Genomic DNA, 17294 nt, shown 5'->3' on the forward strand with positions numbered 1-17294 from the left:
ATCAAATCTATTTGAACCAAGACTCGGTCTGTATCGGGAAACGGAGCAAATAATAGCCACTCGGAATAATCCTAACAATCCGTCAGAACATCCCCCATTCCACAACAAGACACCAACCATATGTTTTTATTGAAAAAAGCACATTATTAAACGTTCTTAATTGTCATTTTATTAACTTAAAAACAACTTAAAGACCTATTAACAATGTTAATGTTACTAGTTTGTAGTTACTTTGCAGTGGATTCCATCCTGCTGCGTAATCTTTTTATTGCTAAACTGTGCAATTGACTAACCCGTGTTTCAGTAATGCCTAGAATCAACGCTATCTCTTTCATATTGAGATCGTGCTGATAGTAGAACTGTAATATTCTCTGCTCTCGCTCGGGTATTACAGTAATGTGCTCAGCGATTTTACCGATCAGATCCTGTTGAATTGAATCATGCAACGGATTCAGTGATTCAGTCTCGTCACTGGTGTTTTCCCACAGATCGGCAAAGTTCTCTTGCAGCTCATCCATTGAGTACATTTGACTGCTATTATTATCTGCCAGCATCTGTTGAAACTCTTTCAGCGAAACGGCCATGTGTTCGGCGATTTCTGCTTCTGTCGCTTCCCCTCCTTTTTTCTGCTCAATATTTTTTATGATTTCAGCGATTTCACGTGAATGCGTTCTTACTCGTCGTGGCACCCAATCCCGCTCACGTAATTCATCCAGTAAAGACCAACGCACACGTTGAATAATCCAGGCACTGAGCGTAACGCCTTTTTTTGGATCGAACGTCTCAATTGCCCCAAGAAATCCCATCGCTCCAGCCTGAATTAAATCATCCAGTTCAACGCTGGCGGGTAAGCGCTTTTGTAATCGCAGCGCTTCCTGACGAACCAGATGATGGTATTTCGACCATAACGCTGTTTTATCTTCAAGCCCTTCGGCTGTGTATATACCGTCCACGATCCTATTCACCTCATATTCTCAATGAGAATTATCCGGTGAAAGTGGGAATTCATATAGTGCAATAAGCCCGTATAAAAATGCCTAATCCACTACTTTATTTTATTGAATTCCCTATCGTGGTAATTAGCGACAATGTTGCGAGTAATTCAGTGCTTAAAATGTTTCCCACTGAGCATTATCTTTTTCAGCAGAGACGTTATGATTACGTGAAGCGCTAACTTTGGCTAATGCTGGGGTATTTTTCACTGCAACGTCTTTACCCAGTACAAACTGCGCCACGCGTTTTTCCAGCGAATCAGATTGTGCTTCAAGCTCAACCGCCGCCTGTGCCGCTTCTTCAACCATCGCCGCATTTTGCTGTGTCACTAAATCCATTTCATTCACAGCTTGCGAAATCTGGTTGATGCCGGCGCTTTGTTCATCGGACGCCGAGGTAATTTCCCCCATGATCTGGGTAACGTGGCCCACCGAACTGACAATCTCTTGCATCACAGTGCTGGCTTGATTGACCTGACGCGAGCCGGTATCCATGTTGCTCACACAGGTGTTAATCAGCTGATTGATCTCTTTCGCCGCGTCAGCACTACGTTTCGCCAGATTACGGACTTCTTCAGCAACCACGGCAAAGCCACGTCCTTGTTCACCGGCTCGCGCTGCTTCAACCGCTGCGTTAAGCGCTAAAATGTTAGTCTGATTGGCGATGCTATCAATCACGCCGTTGATATCAGCGATCTGGCGCGAGCTAAGCGTGATCTGCGCCATGATTTGCTCCAGATTCTGCATCGCCTCGCCACCATGACGTGCATTGTTGCTGGCCCCTTCCGCTAACTGGCGAGCGGTATGCGCATTGTCAGCATTCTGACGCACCGTGGTTTTGATTTGCTCCATACTGGCGGCGGTCTGCTGTAACGCTGCGGCCTGCTCTTCGGTGCGCGAAGAGAGATCGTTGTTACCGTGGGCAATTTGCTGCGCGTTGGAGTGAATATGCTGCACGCTGTCGCGAATACCGTAGATGGTGTCAGTCAATGAAGAGCGCATGTTTTCCAGCTCTTGCAGCATTTCACCGATCTCATTGGCTTTACCTACCGTGACGTTATGGCTGAGATCACCGGCGGCAACGCGCTTCAACATCTCCATCGTCATCTTCATGCGTTGCACAAAGGTTCGACCTAACCAAAGTCGGGTGGCAATCACCATGATGAGCGTCAGGATGGCAACCAATGAGCCCGCCACGATCATGAATTGATAATTAGATTCCGCTTCTTTGATATAGCCCTGCGCCTGTTGCGAAGTGACGTCATTGTAGCGGGCGATTTTTTCGCGCAGCGTGGTACTCAACGCCATCTCTTTTTCAAGTGAACCGTTATAACTGTCAATGTCATTAACGTGATCTAACTTGTTCAATACCATGGTATAGACCGCGTCAAATGCCGCATTCACTTCTGCACCGGCTTTACGCTCTTCTGCGGAATTGAACGGTGTGGCCATGAATTCATCCATGCTCACGTGCCCTTCTTCCAGGATATCACGCGTGACTTTCAGTACTTCTTGCGGCTGACGTCCGCCTCTGGCGCCGTGCATCATCAGGCCGTTGGTGTTGGCGATGGCCGTACTGATGTCATACGCGGCATCACGTACGCGGATATTATTATCCGCAGAGATAACCAGACGTTTGAAATTATCATTATTTGCGTGTGAGTCATAAAGTGAGAAAATGACGGCAGCAAATAAAATCGAGGCGAATAAAACAATAATTATATTGATAGCACTGTATATTTTAATTTTTTTAAGCATAATATTTTTTCTTTCCTGCCAACCAATAATGGCAACAGGAAAGACCTGGTTAGTAATGAGTAAGGGTACGAGGAAATAGTGTAATTATTTTTTATTTATTAAATAGATTCATTTTTTGCATTGATTGGAATACCAGCATCGAGGCATTTAGCGCAAATTCCGACATTTTCGAATCCATGATTAGCGATGTCATGGTGCCGTAATCTGAACCAATGGCATTTTGCACTTTAACAATATTTTCGTTGATCAGGTTATCAGCGGTTAAATCCAGCGAGTCTAATTGCTGCATATTGGTGCCCAATTCGGCCTGGGTTTTACCCAAACGCTCGATACCCGCGCTGACGGCTTTACTGGCCTCACTCAGCGCCGCTTCGAGTGCGATTTGATCGATCGGCGTTTTGCTGAGTTCTGCGACGGCATCGTCCAATTTACCGAAGATATCGCCAAACACAGCATCACCTAAATGGCTGACGATCATTTCGGTGCTGTCTGCTACCGTTTGCTTACGGGCTTCTGCTCCGCCCTGATAATTCCCCGTTGCATCAAATGCAGGCGTATCCGTATGGAAACCGGAGAAAATATAACGGCCATTGCTATCACGTGAGTTAGCTAAATCGAGCAAATTGGCGCGGATGCCTTCAATCTCTTTACCCAGCGCATTGCGATCTTCATCGGAATACGTGTCGCTTTTGGCCGCGACAATTTTTTCGGTTAACGATGTGGTCAGCAAATTGCCTACTGAACTCAGAATATGGTCTTCATGCTGCATTGCGCCGCGCGTTCCTGCACGAACATTGCTGTACAACTCAAGCTTGGCAATCGCATCCTGATATTTCACCGCATCCGTTGCACCTTGTGGATCATCTGAAGCTCGCAACAAAGATTTTCCAGCAGATAACTTCATGTAAATATCGTTATTATCATTCACGCGCTTCGACATGCTCTCGGCGCTTTGTTTAAACATATAAAGCGTACTTAACCGCATTATCTATTCCTTTATTTAATCGTCAGCAAAGTATCAAACAGCGTGGTGGCAGTTTGCAGGATTTGGGCATTCGCCTGGTAATACTGCAGGAACATATTCATGTTGACCGTCTCTTCATTCATATCCACCCCGCTCAGTGACTGCTTGGTGTCATATTTAGTGCTGAGATCAATCTCCGCCGATTTCAAACCGGATTGCACTGCGCGCGCATTAGCACCAATCGTGCCCACCAGTTTGGTATAGGCGCTGGTTAGGGTATTTCCGCCAATCAGCTTCTCATCCTGGATTTTTAACATCGCTTCCAGGTTGTTGTTATTCGAGCTACCGCCAGTGGCGCTGTCGGATGCGGCAAATTTGCTGGCGTTACTCAGTGCGCGGCCAATCCCTTCTGCCATCCCCGCCAGCGGGTTAAAGCTGAATTTATCGCCAGCATTGACGCCGACCGGGGGCAAATCAATTTCAACGCCATCGAAGGTCAGTACACCGCCGGAAGCGGTGGCAGGTACCGTGCGGCCATCCGCGCCGGTCACGTTCCAATTGGTGCCATCAAAGCTGATGTTGTAATCCTCAGCATTCACCGCTTTATAATCCAACACGCGAATGTTATCCAGGCGCCCATTGCCGGTATTGTTGCTGTTAGTAATCGCTTTCATCGCCGGTAAAGAGAACAGTGGATCGCCTGGATTGCCATCCAGATCGAAACCAGCCTGATGCTGTTCATTCATGCGGCTGGCCATCTGGAACGCAATCTGATTCAGCTCATTACGTGCCACGTCCAGGTCTTCATTGCGGAATTTGAACAGACCCGCCAAACGGCCTTTAGTAATGCTGCTTTCATTAATTGGTGTGGCTTTGCCATCGCTGCCGACATACGACACCACGATTTTATTGGGATCGCTCTCGGAGGGGGCCGTTGACAGTTTGTGGGCGGTTTCACCAGACACCAGCGGACGACCATCAGCCAGCGTGACATCCACTCGGCCGGTAACACGGTTTTCCGTGACATCAATGCCAATCTGTTCGCTGAGGTTTTCCAGCAAGGTATCGCGCTGATCCAGCAGATCTGCTGGCGGCGTACCACTCTGCGCCTGAATGCGCTCCAGCTGCTTATTCACTTCCGCCAGCTGTTCGGTGTAGCTGTTGATGTCTTTGGCGCTTTGCTCGATGTTGGTGTTGGTGCTTTTTTCCAAACCGGTCAGGCGCTTGCCACTTTCGTTATAACGCTGAGTCAACACGCCGAGAGAGTTGAAAACTGCGGAACGCGACGGCCCATCTGAAGCATCGCTACTCAGTGTTGCCATCGCTTTGAACAGATTATTCAGCGAAACCGAGACGTTATCTGATTCATCACCCAGCATGTTATCGATGTCGGTCAACTGCTCGTGCCGACCGTTCAGCGCTGCCCAGTTAGAAACCGAGCCGCGCAATTGTGAATTCGCGAAGGCATCATAAGCACGTTGTACACCATTTACTTTGGCGCCGTAGCCATAGAAGCCTTGTGCGGTAGCCAAACCACCGGACTCGCCAATCAGGATGTCGCGGCGGCTGTAATTCGGTGACATACCGTTGGTTAAGTTACTGCCGACCACACTCAGGGCCGACTGGGCGGTGCTCAAACCACTGCGCGCTAAATTAAAGAGGTTATTCATAAGCGTCTAACAGGTTCCGTTATCGGTAATTTGGCGCTGGCGCCAAAATTAAAATTCACATTGTTCTATTTATTTCATCGGTGATTACAAAATTCTCTAAAACGACTTTCTAAAATAATTTTGAAATATCGCTTTGATAGGCAGAAACGCCTTGCTGAATATTGCCTTTCACTTTTTGAATGATGGTGATGAGCTTTTGTGCGTAAGCCGGATCGGTAGCGTAACCCCCCGCTTGTAACGCTTTTGCGCCTTGCTCTGGCGTCGACGACTCAACTACGCGGTTGTAGCGTGGATTTTTCGTCAACAATTTGGCGTAATCCGACAGCGCATGTTCGTAGGATTCGTAGACGCGGAACGCGGCTTTGACCTTGCGCTTCACGCCGTCGATATATTCGGTGGTGGTGATTTCGGTGGTTTTGCCCTGCCAGTCACCGGTGGCTTTGATACCAAACAGGTTGTGACTCGGCGAGCCATCGGCGGCGGGAATCTCGCGTTTGCCCCAGCCCGATTCCAGCGCAGCCTGCGCCAGAATCAAATGCGGATGCACCCCGCTTTGCTGCGCCGCTTGCTGTGCCGGGCGCAGCAGCCGGGTGATAAACGGATGCGCACCTTCAGTTGCTTGCCCGAACGACAGCGGTGCTGGTAAACGCAGCGGGCCACTGGCGCGAATATTGGCGGTTTCCCCCACCAGCGACATCGGGCCGCGACCTGGCGCCCCCACTTGCGTGCTGTCACTCTCGCCACCCAACTGACGCACGATAAGATCAGCAAAGCCGAGCTGATTACTCCCGGCAATATTTTGCGCTACCTGCTGATCGTGCATCGCGGTGAACATTTCTGACGATTGGCTATGCATCAAATCATCTTTGATGGTGGCATCGCGCATGCTCTTCATCATCATTTGCACGAAGATACCTTCCATCTGCTTCGCCGCCGCTTTTAACGCATCCGGCGAGGCGCGCCCCGCCTCGCGTTTGAGCGTATCCAGCGAACGCATATCGAACGCCGGACGATCGTACTTGTCGAATTTCTCCATTAGTTGATCTCCAACTTAGCGCGCAGACAGCCGGCGTTTTTCATCGCTTGCAGAATCGACATCAACTCGTTTGGCGTCGCGCCAAGGTTGTTCAGTGCCCGCACCACGTTGTTGAGATCGGTACTGCTGCGCACGCTCTGCAATGATCCACCCTGATCGCGTACCGAAATATCGGTTTGCGGCGTCACCACGGTTTGCCCGCCGCCAAACGGCGTATCCGGCTGGCTAACCACGTTGTTTTGCGTCACTTCCACCGTCAGCGAGCCGTGCGCCACCGCGCAGCTATCCAGCGAGACATGGCGGTTCATCACCACCGAACCGGAACGTGAATTGACGATCACCTTGGCATCCTGCACGTTTACGCGAACTGGAATGTCCTGGATGTTAGCGAGGAAACGCACGCGCGAGGGACCATCAGCGGGCGCAAACAAACGCACGGTGCGCGCATCTTCCGGAATCGCCGCGCCGCCGTTGTAGCGACGGTTGATTTCATCGCTGATCAACTGCGCTAGCGAGAAATCGGATTCGTTGAGCTGCAAACGCACCACGTTTTGGCTGGCGAAATCGTTCGGTACTTCACGTTCAACCGTCGCGCCACCGCTAATGCGACCACCGTTCAGCTGATTAACCTGTACACGACTGCCACCGGCTTGCGCGCCAGCTCCAGAGATCAGGATGTTACCTTGCGCCATCGCGTAGATTTGGTTATCTGCGGCTTTGAGTGGCGTCATTAACAGCGTGCCGCCGCGTAAACTTTTTGCGTTACCCAGCGACGACACCACAATGTCGAGCTTGTCGCCAGAGCGGGCAAACGGCGGCAACTCCGCCGTCACCATCACCGCAGCGATATTTTTCAACTGCATATTGGTGCCCGGCGGCACAGTGATGCCAAGCTGCGACAGCATGTTGTTGACGCTTTGCCCGGTAAACGGTGCCTGCATAGTTTGGTCTCCAGTACCATCCAGGCCGACGATCAAGCCATAGCCCATCAAGGCGTTAGAACGCACGCCCTGCACCGTCGCCAAATCACGAATACGTTCGGCATGTGCCAGTTTCGGCATACTCAGCATCATGCCGTAGAGCGCGATGCTGATCATAAAGAGAAGGAATTGTTTATTCATCGCAGTATCAGAAAGGTGAAAGATTCAGGAACAGACGCTGCAACCAGCCCATAGTCTGCGCTTCGTTGATGTAGCCATTGCCGACGTACTCAATGCGCGCATCTGCCACTTGCGTGGAAGGCACGGTATTGCTGCCGCTGATGGTGCGCGGATTGACCACGCCAGAGAATCGAATGAATTCGGTGCCCTGATTAATCGCGATCTGCTTTTCACCCACCACGCGCAGGTTGCCGTTCGGCATTACCTCATTAACAGTGACCGTGATGGTACCGGTGAAGGTGTTACGCGCTGCCGCGCCGCCTTTGCCGGAGAAATCGTTTTTACCTTCAGCATCAAAGTCTGCTTTGCCGTCACCTAACCAACTGTTCATTTTGGTCGGTACGGCGATCAGGCCCATTCCAGCCGATCCATTACGGTTAGCACTGGCGGAGGAGCTTTTGCTGGCGCTCACGTTCTCCTGCAACAGGATGGTCAGCGTATCGCCAACATTGCGCGGACGACGATCCTCAAACATCGGCTGATAGCCGTAGTTCATCGCCTGGCCCGACATAAACAGTGAGCCGCTGGTGCCGACCGGTGCCATCGGTAATGGAGCTGCCGAAGTAGGCCCTTCAACCAGGGGCTTCTGCAAAATGTGCGCACAACCGCTGATCATCAGCGCGCCTGTGCACAACAGGACGCGCAACATAGCCGCTGGCGAGAGAGTTAAAAATGGTTTCATATCGATGTCGTTAACAGTCTGCGAGCGCCACCTTCGAGCCGCGCCCGCAGAGAACGGAAATTACAGCTGCGAGAGGCGTTGCAGCATCTGGTCAGAAGCCGATACCGCTTTACTGTTGATCTCGTAAGCGCGCTGCACCTGAATCATGGTGACCAACTCTTCCGCCACGTTGACGTTAGAGGTTTCCACGTATTTCTGTTTCAACGTGCCAGCATCTTCCATGCCCGGATTCAGCTCGTTCGGCGCACCTGATGATTGAGTTTCGCGGTACAAGTTGCCACCGACGCTCTCCAGACCGGCTTCATTGACGAAACTGGCCAGCGTTAACTGACCAATCTGCTGCGGCTGTGCCTGACCGGCGATGGTCACGCTGACGATACCGTCGTTGCTGATCTGCAAGTTCTTCGCATCCGGCGGAATAACAATACCAGGCTGGATCGGATGGCCTTCGGCATTCACCAACTGTCCATTTTCGTTTTTGTCGAAGTGGCCATCACGCGTATAAGCGGTGCTGCCATCCGGCATCTGTACCTGGAAAAAGCCTTTACCCTCAATCGCCACGTCGGTTTCGTTACCGGTTTCGTTGTAGCCACCTTGGGTGTGGATACGCTGCGTTGAGACCGGACGTACGCCGGTACCCAGCTGCAAACCGCTTGGCAAGGTGGTTTGTTCCGAGGCCTGTGCGCCGGGTTGACGCAGGGTTTGATACAACAGATCCTGGAACACCGCACGCTGGCGTTTAAAGCCATTGGTATTGACGTTGGCCAGGTTGTTGGAAATCACATCCATGTTGGTCTGCTGTGCTTCCAGACCGGTTTTTGCAATCCATAAAGAACGGATCATCGTAAGACTCCTCGGTGGGCGGTTAGCCCACGCTCAGTAACTGGTTGGCCTTCTGGGCATTTTCGTCGGCGCTGCGGATCACCTTCATGTTCATCTCGAAGCCGCGGGAGTTGGCGATCATCTCGGTCATGGCTTTCACCGGGCTGACGTTGCTGCCTTCCAGTGCTTCCGGGCTGAGACGCAGCGCGTCGTCCTGCGCCAGTGCCGCACCAGTGGCGGCACGGAACAAGCCGTCATCGCCGTGCAGCAAATCGGCCATATCGGCGTTAACCATCTTCAGACGGCCGACTGGCACCACTGCGGTGGGGTCGTCACCGGCACCCAATGCGGAAATGGTGCCGTCAGCAGCAATGGTGACGTTGGCCTGCGGAGGCACAGCTAATGGCGCGCCATCACCCATCAGCGGTTTACCGCCGACGCTCAAGCCGCCTTCGCTATCTACTTCGATGGTGCCGTTGCGGGTGTAGCCTTCGCTGCCGTCGGGCATCGCTACCGCCAGCCAGCCGTTTTGCGGCAATGCCACATCGAGACTGCGGCCGGTGTGCGTAATTGGCCCCATGGTGTTGTCATGGAACGGAGTGGATTCCGCCACCAGCGCACGCGTTTGCAGGGTTTCACCCTGAATCGGCACCGAGCGGAAGGCCGCCAGTTGCGAACGGAAACCGGCAGTTGAGCTGTTAGCCAGGTTATTGGCGGTCACCGCCTGGCGGTTCATTGAGGCGCTGGCGCCGCTGAGAGCGGTATATATTGCGCGATCCATTTAGCTATCCTTAACGCAAGTTAACCAGCGTCTGGAGTAGCTCAGACTGGGTTTTAATGGTTTGCGAGTTCGACTGATAGTTGCGCTGATAGACGATCATGTTGACCATCTCCTGGCCCATATCGACGTTGGACGCTTCCAGCGAACTGCCGTTAACCGAACCGAAGCTGCCTGAACCAGAAGTGCCGAGGAACGGCTGGCCGGACTGCGGCGTTTCGCCCCACAGGTTGTTGCCCTGCGCTTCCAAACCGCCGCTGTTAGCGAAATCAGCCAGCACGATTTGTGCGATGGTTTGACGTTTGCCATTACTGTAGGTCGCGACCACTTCACCGCTGTCACCGACGATAAAGGTCTGATATTTGCCCGGCGCCTGGCCATCAATCTCTTTCAGTTTCATGGTGCTATCACCGCTGTATTTGGTGATCGCCGAGAGATCCAGTTCGAGATCCAATGGTGTGGCGCCATTGAATGATTCGCCTTTGACGTTGATCTTGGCATTCGCCATGTTGAGCGTGCCATCGGCATTAAAGGTCAGCGGGAAAGGCGTTGGCGGCACTTCATTACCAGCTGGATCCAGCTCTGGTGACGTTTCGTTACGCGCATAAGCGGTCCAATCACCGGCGCTGGTCTGCACGAAGTACAGCTTGACGGTGTGCTTATTGCCGAGACTATCGAATGCTTCAACCTGGCTGGTGTAGTTATAGGTTTCAGCATCTTCGTGGTCGAAAGGTGCGGTGATGATGTTGGTATCATCGGCTTTCAGATTGCCGGTCAATGAACCGGCGGTTGATGCCGCTGGCGGCATATCGCCGGTTGGGATCTGGATCGGCCCGACTGGCGCGCCTGGCTGGATAGTTGGCGGTGTGCCGGTGGCCTGATATCCGGTCAGGAATAATCCATTGGTTTTGTTGATGATGTTGCCAGTGGCATCCAGATCGAATTGGCCGTTACGTCCGTAATAGACGCCGCCGCCTTCATTCTGCATGCGGAAGAAACCTTTGCCCTGAATACCGATATCCAGGTTACGGCCGGTGAAGCTCAGGCCGCCATCGTTGAAATTCTGGCTGATGCCTGCCACCTGCACACCCAAGCCGACAGAACCGGCAAAGATATCGGCGAAGGCGATAGAGCCACTTTTGAAACCGCTAGTTTGTGAGTTAGCGATGTTGTTGCCCACCACGTCCAGCGCTTTGGCTGCCGCGTTGAGGCCGCTGAGACCTTGAGAAAAACTCATAATAAAATTCCAAAATAGAGGTAAGAAGTTACTTTTGAATCACAATCACATCGAGCATGCCGATCGGTTCGTGGTTCAGCAGATGCAGCACGGCGCCGTTTGGCGTCATGGTCACGCCTTGCACCACTTCCTGCATCAAACCAACCGCTTCCGGGCTTTCGCCTTCGGCATTTTTAGCTTTGAAAGTCAGGGTGTATTCGGTGTCTGGCGCAGGGCCAGGCTGAGGCTGGAAGTTCTCCAGATCGTCGAGGCTGTAGGTTTTCACCCCAGACTTCACGTTCTTGAGATCGGCGGTGTAGGCGTTGCCTTCGGCATCCGTCAGGGTCACGGTGACGGTGTCAGCATCGCCATCCAGCACGAAGCTGAACTGCTCTGCCTTATCCGCACCTTCCTGTTGAATACCGATGCCGCCGTTGAAGGTGACCTTCGGATCGCCCTCGATCAATACGCTGCGTCCGACCCACGATGAGGCGCTCATACTGCCGAGTTGCGCCATCATCGCTTGCACGCCGGTGACGGTGCTGTTGAGCTTTTCCACGCCCGCCGCGGTGTTGAACTGCGCCAGCTGAGCGGTCAGCTGGTTGTTGTCCATTGGATTGGTGGGATCCTGATTCTGCATCTGCGCCACCAACAGCTTCATAAAGCTGTCAGTGAGATCGGCGGCGCTGTTGCCATTGCCGTAATTGTCCGATCCGTTGTTGTTGTTGACTGCTGCAACCATGGTGATGAATCCTTACTGGCCCAGAGTTAAGGTTTTCAGCATCAGCGTCTTAGCGGAGTTCATCACTTCCACGTTGGCTTGATAGCTGCGGGAAGCCGAAATGGTGTTGACCATCTCGTGCACTACATTGACGTTCGGCATGCGCACATAGCCCTGCTCATCCGCCAATGGATTACCTGGCTCGTACACCATGCGATGCGGTTCGGTGCTTTCCACCACTTCACTGACCTTCACGCCGCCAATGTCATGGCCTGCTGCGGGATCAACCGAGAACACCACCTGACGTGCGCGGTACGGTTGACCATCTGGCCCGACCGCACTGTCGGCATTCGCCATATTGCTGGCACTGACGTTGAGGCGCTGAGATTGCGCCGCCATGGCCGATCCTGAAATATCAAATACGCTAAAGAGCGACATTTCGTATTACCCCTGACTCAACACCGTCATCATTTTCTTAATATCCGCACCGAGGAAAGTCAGCCCTGACTGATATTTCACGGTGTTATCCGCAAAATTGATGCGCTCACGATCCATATCTACGGTATTACCATCCGCACTGGGCTGGTCTGGTACACGATATAGCAGCTGCGCATCGTCAAATGGCATCGATTTTCCTTCGATGTGCTTATTAGAGGTTAATGACAGTGAGACTGATTGTTTCGCCATTGATGAATTATCCATGGCTTGCTTTAACTGCTGTGAAAAATCAATATCTCGCGCCTGATATCCCGGCGTATCGGCATTCGCAATATTTGATGCCAATACATCCTGACGGCGTGAGAGTAGACCTAACGCTTGCTGTTGAAAGCGAAATGCGTCATCAAGTTTATTGACCACTGCGCTAACTCCTGTCTGGCTTTATTTTAACTGCGTTAGTGTAGACAGCAGTGGTGAAATATCACACTGCGAAGAGTCGACAGAAATAAGCGCTTTTAGCGAATTTAGAAAATGAATTAATTACACGTAGATTTAATTGGCTTTAATGGCGTCAAAAGTGTTGCCATTTACCCCATTAAAATAGATTGAAAGGCGTTTATAATTTAACCACGAGAAATAGCGAGCGCCACTTTATCGGGTTTTAAATAAGGCAACAAGATGAGGCACCCATTTTTTACTTTCCCACTCTTCATGCTGGCGTGTTATTCCGCGCCATTGCTGGCCAGCGTACCGGCGGCAACGTCAGCGGATCAACGCCTGCAAGTCAGACTCGATGCACTACTGACACGTTCATCCGCGGGAAATGAAGAAATTGTTCGTACCGCCGAGTTACTGGCGACACCAGCCCAGCTTGCTGCCGTTTGCGATAACCCGGAACTGAGTCTGGCAGGCAATGATAGCCGCTTAACCGGCAAACGCACCGCCATCGCGCGGTGCGGCAAACGCAAACATTATTTACCGATTCGTATCAGTGCCCAAGGTCGCTGGTGGGTGGCGCGGCAAAATTTGCCGAGTGGCACGGTGCTACAACGCAGCGATATCGAAGCCATTAGCGGTAATCTGGACGCACAACCGAATGGTCTGATTTTTAATGCCGATGCGATTGTTGGCCAGCGCCTGACGCGCGCTGTCGTGGCGGGTAAACCGTTGCTACAAAATCAATTGCGCCAGCAGTGGCAACTGCATGCCGGGCAAACGGTGGATTTGGTGACGGTCGGCAATGGCTTCCGTATTCGCTCGCAAGGCAAAGCGCTTAATAACGCGGCGGCAGATGGCATTTTGAAAGTGCAGACACGTAACGGCCAGACAATTCTGGGAAAAGTCGACGCTGATGGTCAGGTAATAATCTTTTTACGATAAATATTTTAGTTATTTCGTCGAGCACCGATGAGAGAAGTATACGCGAGAGCGAAATGACATAAATGCCGAGGAATATGATGATTGACAGCACCCAACCTACTCAGCCGATTGGCCCGGTAACCAGCCAGGATCTGCGCGCCCGCACCACGGCAAAAGAGAGTCAGCCGCAAGAAAGCCAGGCTGGCAGCAAAAGCTCGGTCACGCTCAGCACGCTGACCAAAAAGATTCAGAACGACGACAGTCGTGATATCGATCATGCGCGAGTGGCCGAGATGCGTGCAGCATTAGCAGCGGGCGAACTGCCGCTTGAGCCGACCAAAATTGCTCGAGCGTTAGTGCAGGATATGTTTGAGTCTCATTAATAGCGGGATGTTTTAAGGTTATGGATAAGTTGTACCCAATACTGGCGCAGATGAAAACGTCTCTGGATGAACTAGAGGCGATCATGATCGAAGAGGTTAATCAGCTTAACCGCGCGCAAATTAATCCGGTTTCGCTGCAAGTGCTGACAGATAATAAAAGTCAGCTGCTCTCGACTATCCAGTATTACGATGAAATGCGTCGCCAGCAGGAACAATTGTCCGACATTGATGCACCTTATCAGGGACAAATAAAGTTATTCACTTGCTGGCAGCAAGTGACCGAAAGAGTCCGTAATACTAAAGCGCTGAATCAAAAAGTCGAAACACTACTGCATGGTCATATGCAAAAAAATCAACATATGCAGAAAGTGGTCGATCATGTAGGAAATACCAATACGTTATATGGTGCAACCGGTGAATCTAGCCTGCTGCCAACCGGTCGCAAATACAATATCAGCATTTAACCTGTCATTTTGTTTCGTTCGTTGTCTTACTTACTCGCCTTTTAGGCGAGTTTTTTTTGCCAGAAATAAGGCAGAAAAAATAGGTCACCATAAATGGCGACCCAACAAAATAATCAGTGCTGGAATTAAATAGTTAAACGGCGTTATAGGCCTGAGAAGAGTGGCGAGATTTGCGCATGGCGGTCATTTCAGCGCTGAGGGAATTAAGGCGAGTTTGAATGCACTGACGTAAGATTGCATCCTTGGCGAATAATTGTTGCAAGGCATCAATGCAATTGAGTTGGCTAACATCCTGCGCACGCAGCTGTTTCAACTCGTTGGTATAGCGCTCAACACCGGCGACAAACTCATCCCAGTTTTCACTCTGCGCCAACATCAATAGCTGCTGGTTAAATGCCAGCAGTTGCTCAATAGCCGCATCAGACATGTTTCACCTGACGATTTTGCGGATCAATGGCTTTCCATGTTTCTGCCATATCTGCCATCAAACTGATCAGTTGTGGCAGTTTTTCTCCCGATTTATTCATATTGGCTTCCAGCAAATTGCGCGATACATATTCGTATAAGCGCTCAAGATCGGCTGGGATCTGTCCGCCAATGTCATGATTGAGACCCGCGCGCAGGCCGTTATCAATAATGTTGATGGCACGGGAAATCATCTCACCACGACGCGCAATATTGCCCTGCTGAAAATAGATTTCAGCACGGCGCATCGCGTTGATGGCACCATCAAATAGCATGGTAATTAATTGATGCGGCGTGGCACCGGCGATTTGGCTGTCGAGAGAAACGGCGGAGTAGGCATTCTTGCCTTTATTGGTATACATCATTACATCCTGCCGGGCAGATAAACTGCCCGGATAAGTGGTTGTTATCCCATGATGCCGAGCAATGCGGCTTGCAACTGCTGACTCATGCTGTTCATTTCGGTCATCGCTTTATCGAGACGCAAAAACTCTTTTTCGCTGCGCTTCAGGCTGTCTTCAATGCGCTGTTCCATCCGCGTGATCTGTTTCGCCACGCGCGTTTCCTGCTCCTTTAGACCTTTAATCGCCGTTGCAATGGCACCTTCGGTTTTGGGTGTTTTTTCACTATCACCTAAATAGCTTTTAAACACGTCTTCCAAACCGTCTTTAATGCCAGGTTTGCCATCTTTACCAAGGAACAGCGCTTCCACTTCCTTCGGGTTATTTTTCAGCGCCGCATCGAGTTTTTTGTTATCAATCGACAAGCTGCCCAGCGTACCGGTGCGATCGTCGCCGGTGTTGCCATCAAACTTCACCGTAATCCCCAGGCTGCCCAGCGTTTGGAACACATCGCCGGCTTCACCAAAACTTCCCATGGTGGTGGATTTAACCAGGCTGGTGAGGCGGCGCAACGTACCATCACCAAATAGGGCGCCGTTACCCGGATTCGGCTGCGCCAGATCACCGCTGGAACCTTTCACCGGCTCCTTATACGCGCTGGCCGTGCTCGCTGCGCTAAGGAAGTTGTTGTACATTTTGACGAAATCCTCAATCAGGGTTTTCACCTTTGAGGTATCCGCGGTGACGGCCAGCGTTTCTGCTTTGAAATCCCCATTGTCATCTTTTTCGGAAACTTCTCGCAGCTCAAAGGTAATGCCTTCAATCGCATCGGTAATGGTGTTGGAGCTACGCTCAACCTTCGCGCCATCAATGGTCAAAATGGCATTTTGCGCCGCATTGATTTGCGCAGCGCGTTTATCGTTGAAACCAGTCTCGCCGGGGATATTGGCATTTTTCGGATCGTAATCCAGCACATCAGCCAGCTTGCTGTCACCAGTGACTTCCATTTTGATTTCACCGTCAGTGCCGGTTTTCTTCGAGGTCACCACCAGTTGAAACTGGCCGTTCTCTGCTGGCATCACTGACGCGCTGACATCACCGTTTTTAGCATTAATCTTCTTGGCAATTTGCGTCAGCGAGGTTTCGTCATCTTTCAGCTCTACAGCCATGGTTTTGCCATCGCCGATGGTGATGTTCAGGGTACGCGTGGCTGAATTGTCGCCCAACTGATCGCTGTTGCTGGCTTGCGCAGGCGTGCCGATTTTGTGCGATTTAGCTAACTGCTCAACAATCACCGAGTAGCTGTTGGGGATGGCACCACTGCCTGCTGTGGCTTTGAAGGCTTTGTTATCGCCGACGCTTACGCCGTTGAAACCTTCATCCTGCAATTTACCCAAATTAGTTTTCAGCGAATCGAGCGAGCTCGAGATTTTGCCCCAGGATGAAACCTGACCATTGAAATTGCTTTGTTTGAGGAGATACGGATTGAGCTTTTTGCTCTCCGCGCCTTTCATCTGCTCTAACAGAGCAGGAATATCAAGCCCAGAACCACCGAGTCCTGAAATAGGCGTTGCCATGATGCATATTCCTTTAAGTGAATAAGTGATGTTTACACTGACTCCCATCGGTGTATTTGGCGTTAAGTTTAATTTTTTACTTATAGAGCAACAATCTCTAAGCGAGTGGAATACACAGACGTGCGCTTATTGGTTAATTAATTAATGCCATGGCGATAAATAGCGTCATTATTGATGGCAATTCATTGTTTTTAATTTTATTCAAAAAATTATTTCAGTGATTTTCGTCGGCTCCGATGAATAGGGTATGCGCAACAATTCACGCATATTTATGCTGCCACGCTTGGCAGCGTTCATTCGCTAAAAGGAAATCGATTATGGCCCAAGTTATCAATACCAATGCACTGAGCCTGATGGCTCAGAACAACCTGAACAAATCTCAGACCTCGCTGGGTACTGCTATTGAGCGTCTCTCTTCAGGTATGCGTATCAACAGCGCAAAAGATGATGCGGCTGGTCTGGCTATCT

General features: G+C 51.0%; 20 protein-coding genes. 4 read left to right on the top strand and 16 right to left on the bottom strand.

The annotated features are described in order from the left end of the window. Positions 1–227: 227 nt before the first annotated feature. The 13 genes from ACPUC7_RS21900 to flgB form a co-directional block, all read right to left on the bottom strand. A complete protein-coding gene (locus ACPUC7_RS21900) occupies positions 228–953 on the bottom strand; it encodes an RNA polymerase sigma factor FliA (protein WP_494924517.1) in 726 nt (241 codons plus the stop codon). A gap of 156 nt (positions 954–1109) precedes the next feature. Next, complete coding sequence (locus tag ACPUC7_RS21905; RefSeq protein WP_494924518.1) at positions 1110–2750, bottom strand: methyl-accepting chemotaxis protein; 1641 nt, start codon at positions 2748–2750, stop codon at positions 1110–1112. Positions 2751–2841: 91 nt separating this feature from the next. Further along, positions 2842–3735 carry a flagellar hook-associated protein FlgL gene (gene flgL, locus ACPUC7_RS21910; protein ID WP_494924520.1) on the bottom strand — a complete coding sequence of 298 codons (894 nt, stop codon included), beginning with the start codon at positions 3733–3735 and terminating at the stop codon, positions 2842–2844. An 11-nt stretch (positions 3736–3746) separates the two neighbouring features. Next, on the bottom strand, positions 3747–5384 hold the full coding sequence (flgK, locus tag ACPUC7_RS21915; protein ID WP_494924521.1) for a flagellar hook-associated protein FlgK: 1638 nt from the start codon (positions 5382–5384) through the stop codon (positions 3747–3749). A gap of 109 nt (positions 5385–5493) precedes the next feature. Then, positions 5494–6420 carry a flagellar assembly peptidoglycan hydrolase FlgJ gene (flgJ, locus tag ACPUC7_RS21920; RefSeq protein ID WP_494924522.1) on the bottom strand — a complete coding sequence of 309 codons (927 nt, stop codon included), beginning with the start codon at positions 6418–6420 and terminating at the stop codon, positions 5494–5496. Continuing rightward, entirely contained in the window at positions 6420–7541 is a 1122-nt protein-coding gene (locus ACPUC7_RS21925) for a flagellar basal body P-ring protein FlgI (protein ID WP_494924523.1), read from the bottom strand. Before ACPUC7_RS21925 ends, flgJ begins: the two co-directional genes overlap by 1 nt. Before the next feature lie 7 nt (positions 7542–7548). Continuing rightward, positions 7549–8229: a flagellar basal body L-ring protein FlgH gene (locus ACPUC7_RS21930; RefSeq protein ID WP_494924536.1), complete on the bottom strand. Its 681-nt coding sequence runs from the start codon at positions 8227–8229 to the stop codon at positions 7549–7551. Between the two features lie 93 nt (positions 8230–8322). Next, positions 8323–9105, bottom strand: coding sequence for a flagellar basal-body rod protein FlgG (flgG, locus tag ACPUC7_RS21935; protein WP_494924524.1), 783 nt, complete (start codon positions 9103–9105; stop codon positions 8323–8325). A gap of 22 nt (positions 9106–9127) precedes the next feature. Further along, on the bottom strand, positions 9128–9865 hold the full coding sequence (locus ACPUC7_RS21940; RefSeq protein WP_494924525.1) for a flagellar basal body rod protein FlgF: 738 nt from the start codon (positions 9863–9865) through the stop codon (positions 9128–9130). 10 nt (positions 9866–9875) lie between these two features. Continuing rightward, a complete protein-coding gene (gene flgE / locus ACPUC7_RS21945; RefSeq protein ID WP_494924526.1) occupies positions 9876–11099 on the bottom strand; it encodes a flagellar hook protein FlgE in 1224 nt (407 codons plus the stop codon). Between the two features lie 28 nt (positions 11100–11127). Beyond that, positions 11128–11820 carry a flagellar hook assembly protein FlgD gene (locus tag ACPUC7_RS21950; RefSeq protein WP_494924527.1) on the bottom strand — a complete coding sequence of 231 codons (693 nt, stop codon included), beginning with the start codon at positions 11818–11820 and terminating at the stop codon, positions 11128–11130. A gap of 12 nt (positions 11821–11832) precedes the next feature. After that, positions 11833–12237, bottom strand: a complete 405-nt coding sequence (gene flgC / locus ACPUC7_RS21955; protein ID WP_494924528.1) for a flagellar basal body rod protein FlgC — start codon at positions 12235–12237, stop codon at positions 11833–11835. Positions 12238–12243: 6 nt separating this feature from the next. Continuing rightward, positions 12244–12657: a flagellar basal body rod protein FlgB gene (gene flgB, locus ACPUC7_RS21960; protein WP_494924529.1), complete on the bottom strand. Its 414-nt coding sequence runs from the start codon at positions 12655–12657 to the stop codon at positions 12244–12246. A gap of 258 nt (positions 12658–12915) precedes the next feature. Here flgB and flgA point away from each other — a divergent pair, with 258 nt between their 5' ends. The 3 genes from flgA (at position 12916) to ACPUC7_RS21975 (ending at position 14443) form a co-directional block, all read left to right on the top strand. Next, positions 12916–13617 (top strand): flagellar basal body P-ring formation chaperone FlgA, encoded by a 702-nt coding sequence (gene flgA, locus ACPUC7_RS21965; protein ID WP_494924530.1) that lies wholly within the window; start codon positions 12916–12918, stop codon positions 13615–13617. Positions 13618–13694: 77 nt separating this feature from the next. Continuing rightward, complete coding sequence (gene flgM, locus ACPUC7_RS21970) at positions 13695–13979, top strand: flagellar biosynthesis anti-sigma factor FlgM (RefSeq protein WP_494924531.1); 285 nt, start codon at positions 13695–13697, stop codon at positions 13977–13979. 20 nt (positions 13980–13999) lie between these two features. Then, a complete protein-coding gene (locus ACPUC7_RS21975) occupies positions 14000–14443 on the top strand; it encodes a flagella synthesis protein FlgN (RefSeq protein ID WP_494924532.1) in 444 nt (147 codons plus the stop codon). A 133-nt stretch (positions 14444–14576) separates the two neighbouring features. Here the strand turns inward: ACPUC7_RS21975 and ACPUC7_RS21980 are convergent, their stop codons facing one another. From ACPUC7_RS21980 to fliD, 3 genes are read right to left on the bottom strand one after another with little or no spacing between them, the layout of a single operon-like run. Then, positions 14577–14870: a flagellar protein FliT gene (locus ACPUC7_RS21980; protein WP_494924533.1), complete on the bottom strand. Its 294-nt coding sequence runs from the start codon at positions 14868–14870 to the stop codon at positions 14577–14579. After that, entirely contained in the window at positions 14863–15270 is a 408-nt protein-coding gene (gene fliS, locus ACPUC7_RS21985; protein WP_343553686.1) for a flagellar export chaperone FliS, read from the bottom strand. Before fliS ends, ACPUC7_RS21980 begins: the two co-directional genes overlap by 8 nt. 44 nt (positions 15271–15314) lie before the next feature. Continuing rightward, positions 15315–16829: a flagellar filament capping protein FliD gene (fliD, locus tag ACPUC7_RS21990; protein WP_494924537.1), complete on the bottom strand. Its 1515-nt coding sequence runs from the start codon at positions 16827–16829 to the stop codon at positions 15315–15317. A gap of 314 nt (positions 16830–17143) precedes the next feature. On the opposite strand from fliD, the gene ACPUC7_RS21995 reads away from it, so the two are divergent. After that, positions 17144–17294: flagellin N-terminal helical domain-containing protein (locus ACPUC7_RS21995; protein WP_494924538.1), on the top strand; the 151-nt coding region annotated here is incomplete at its 3' end.

Source organism: Pantoea sp. CFCC18179 (genome assembly GCF_059412405.1).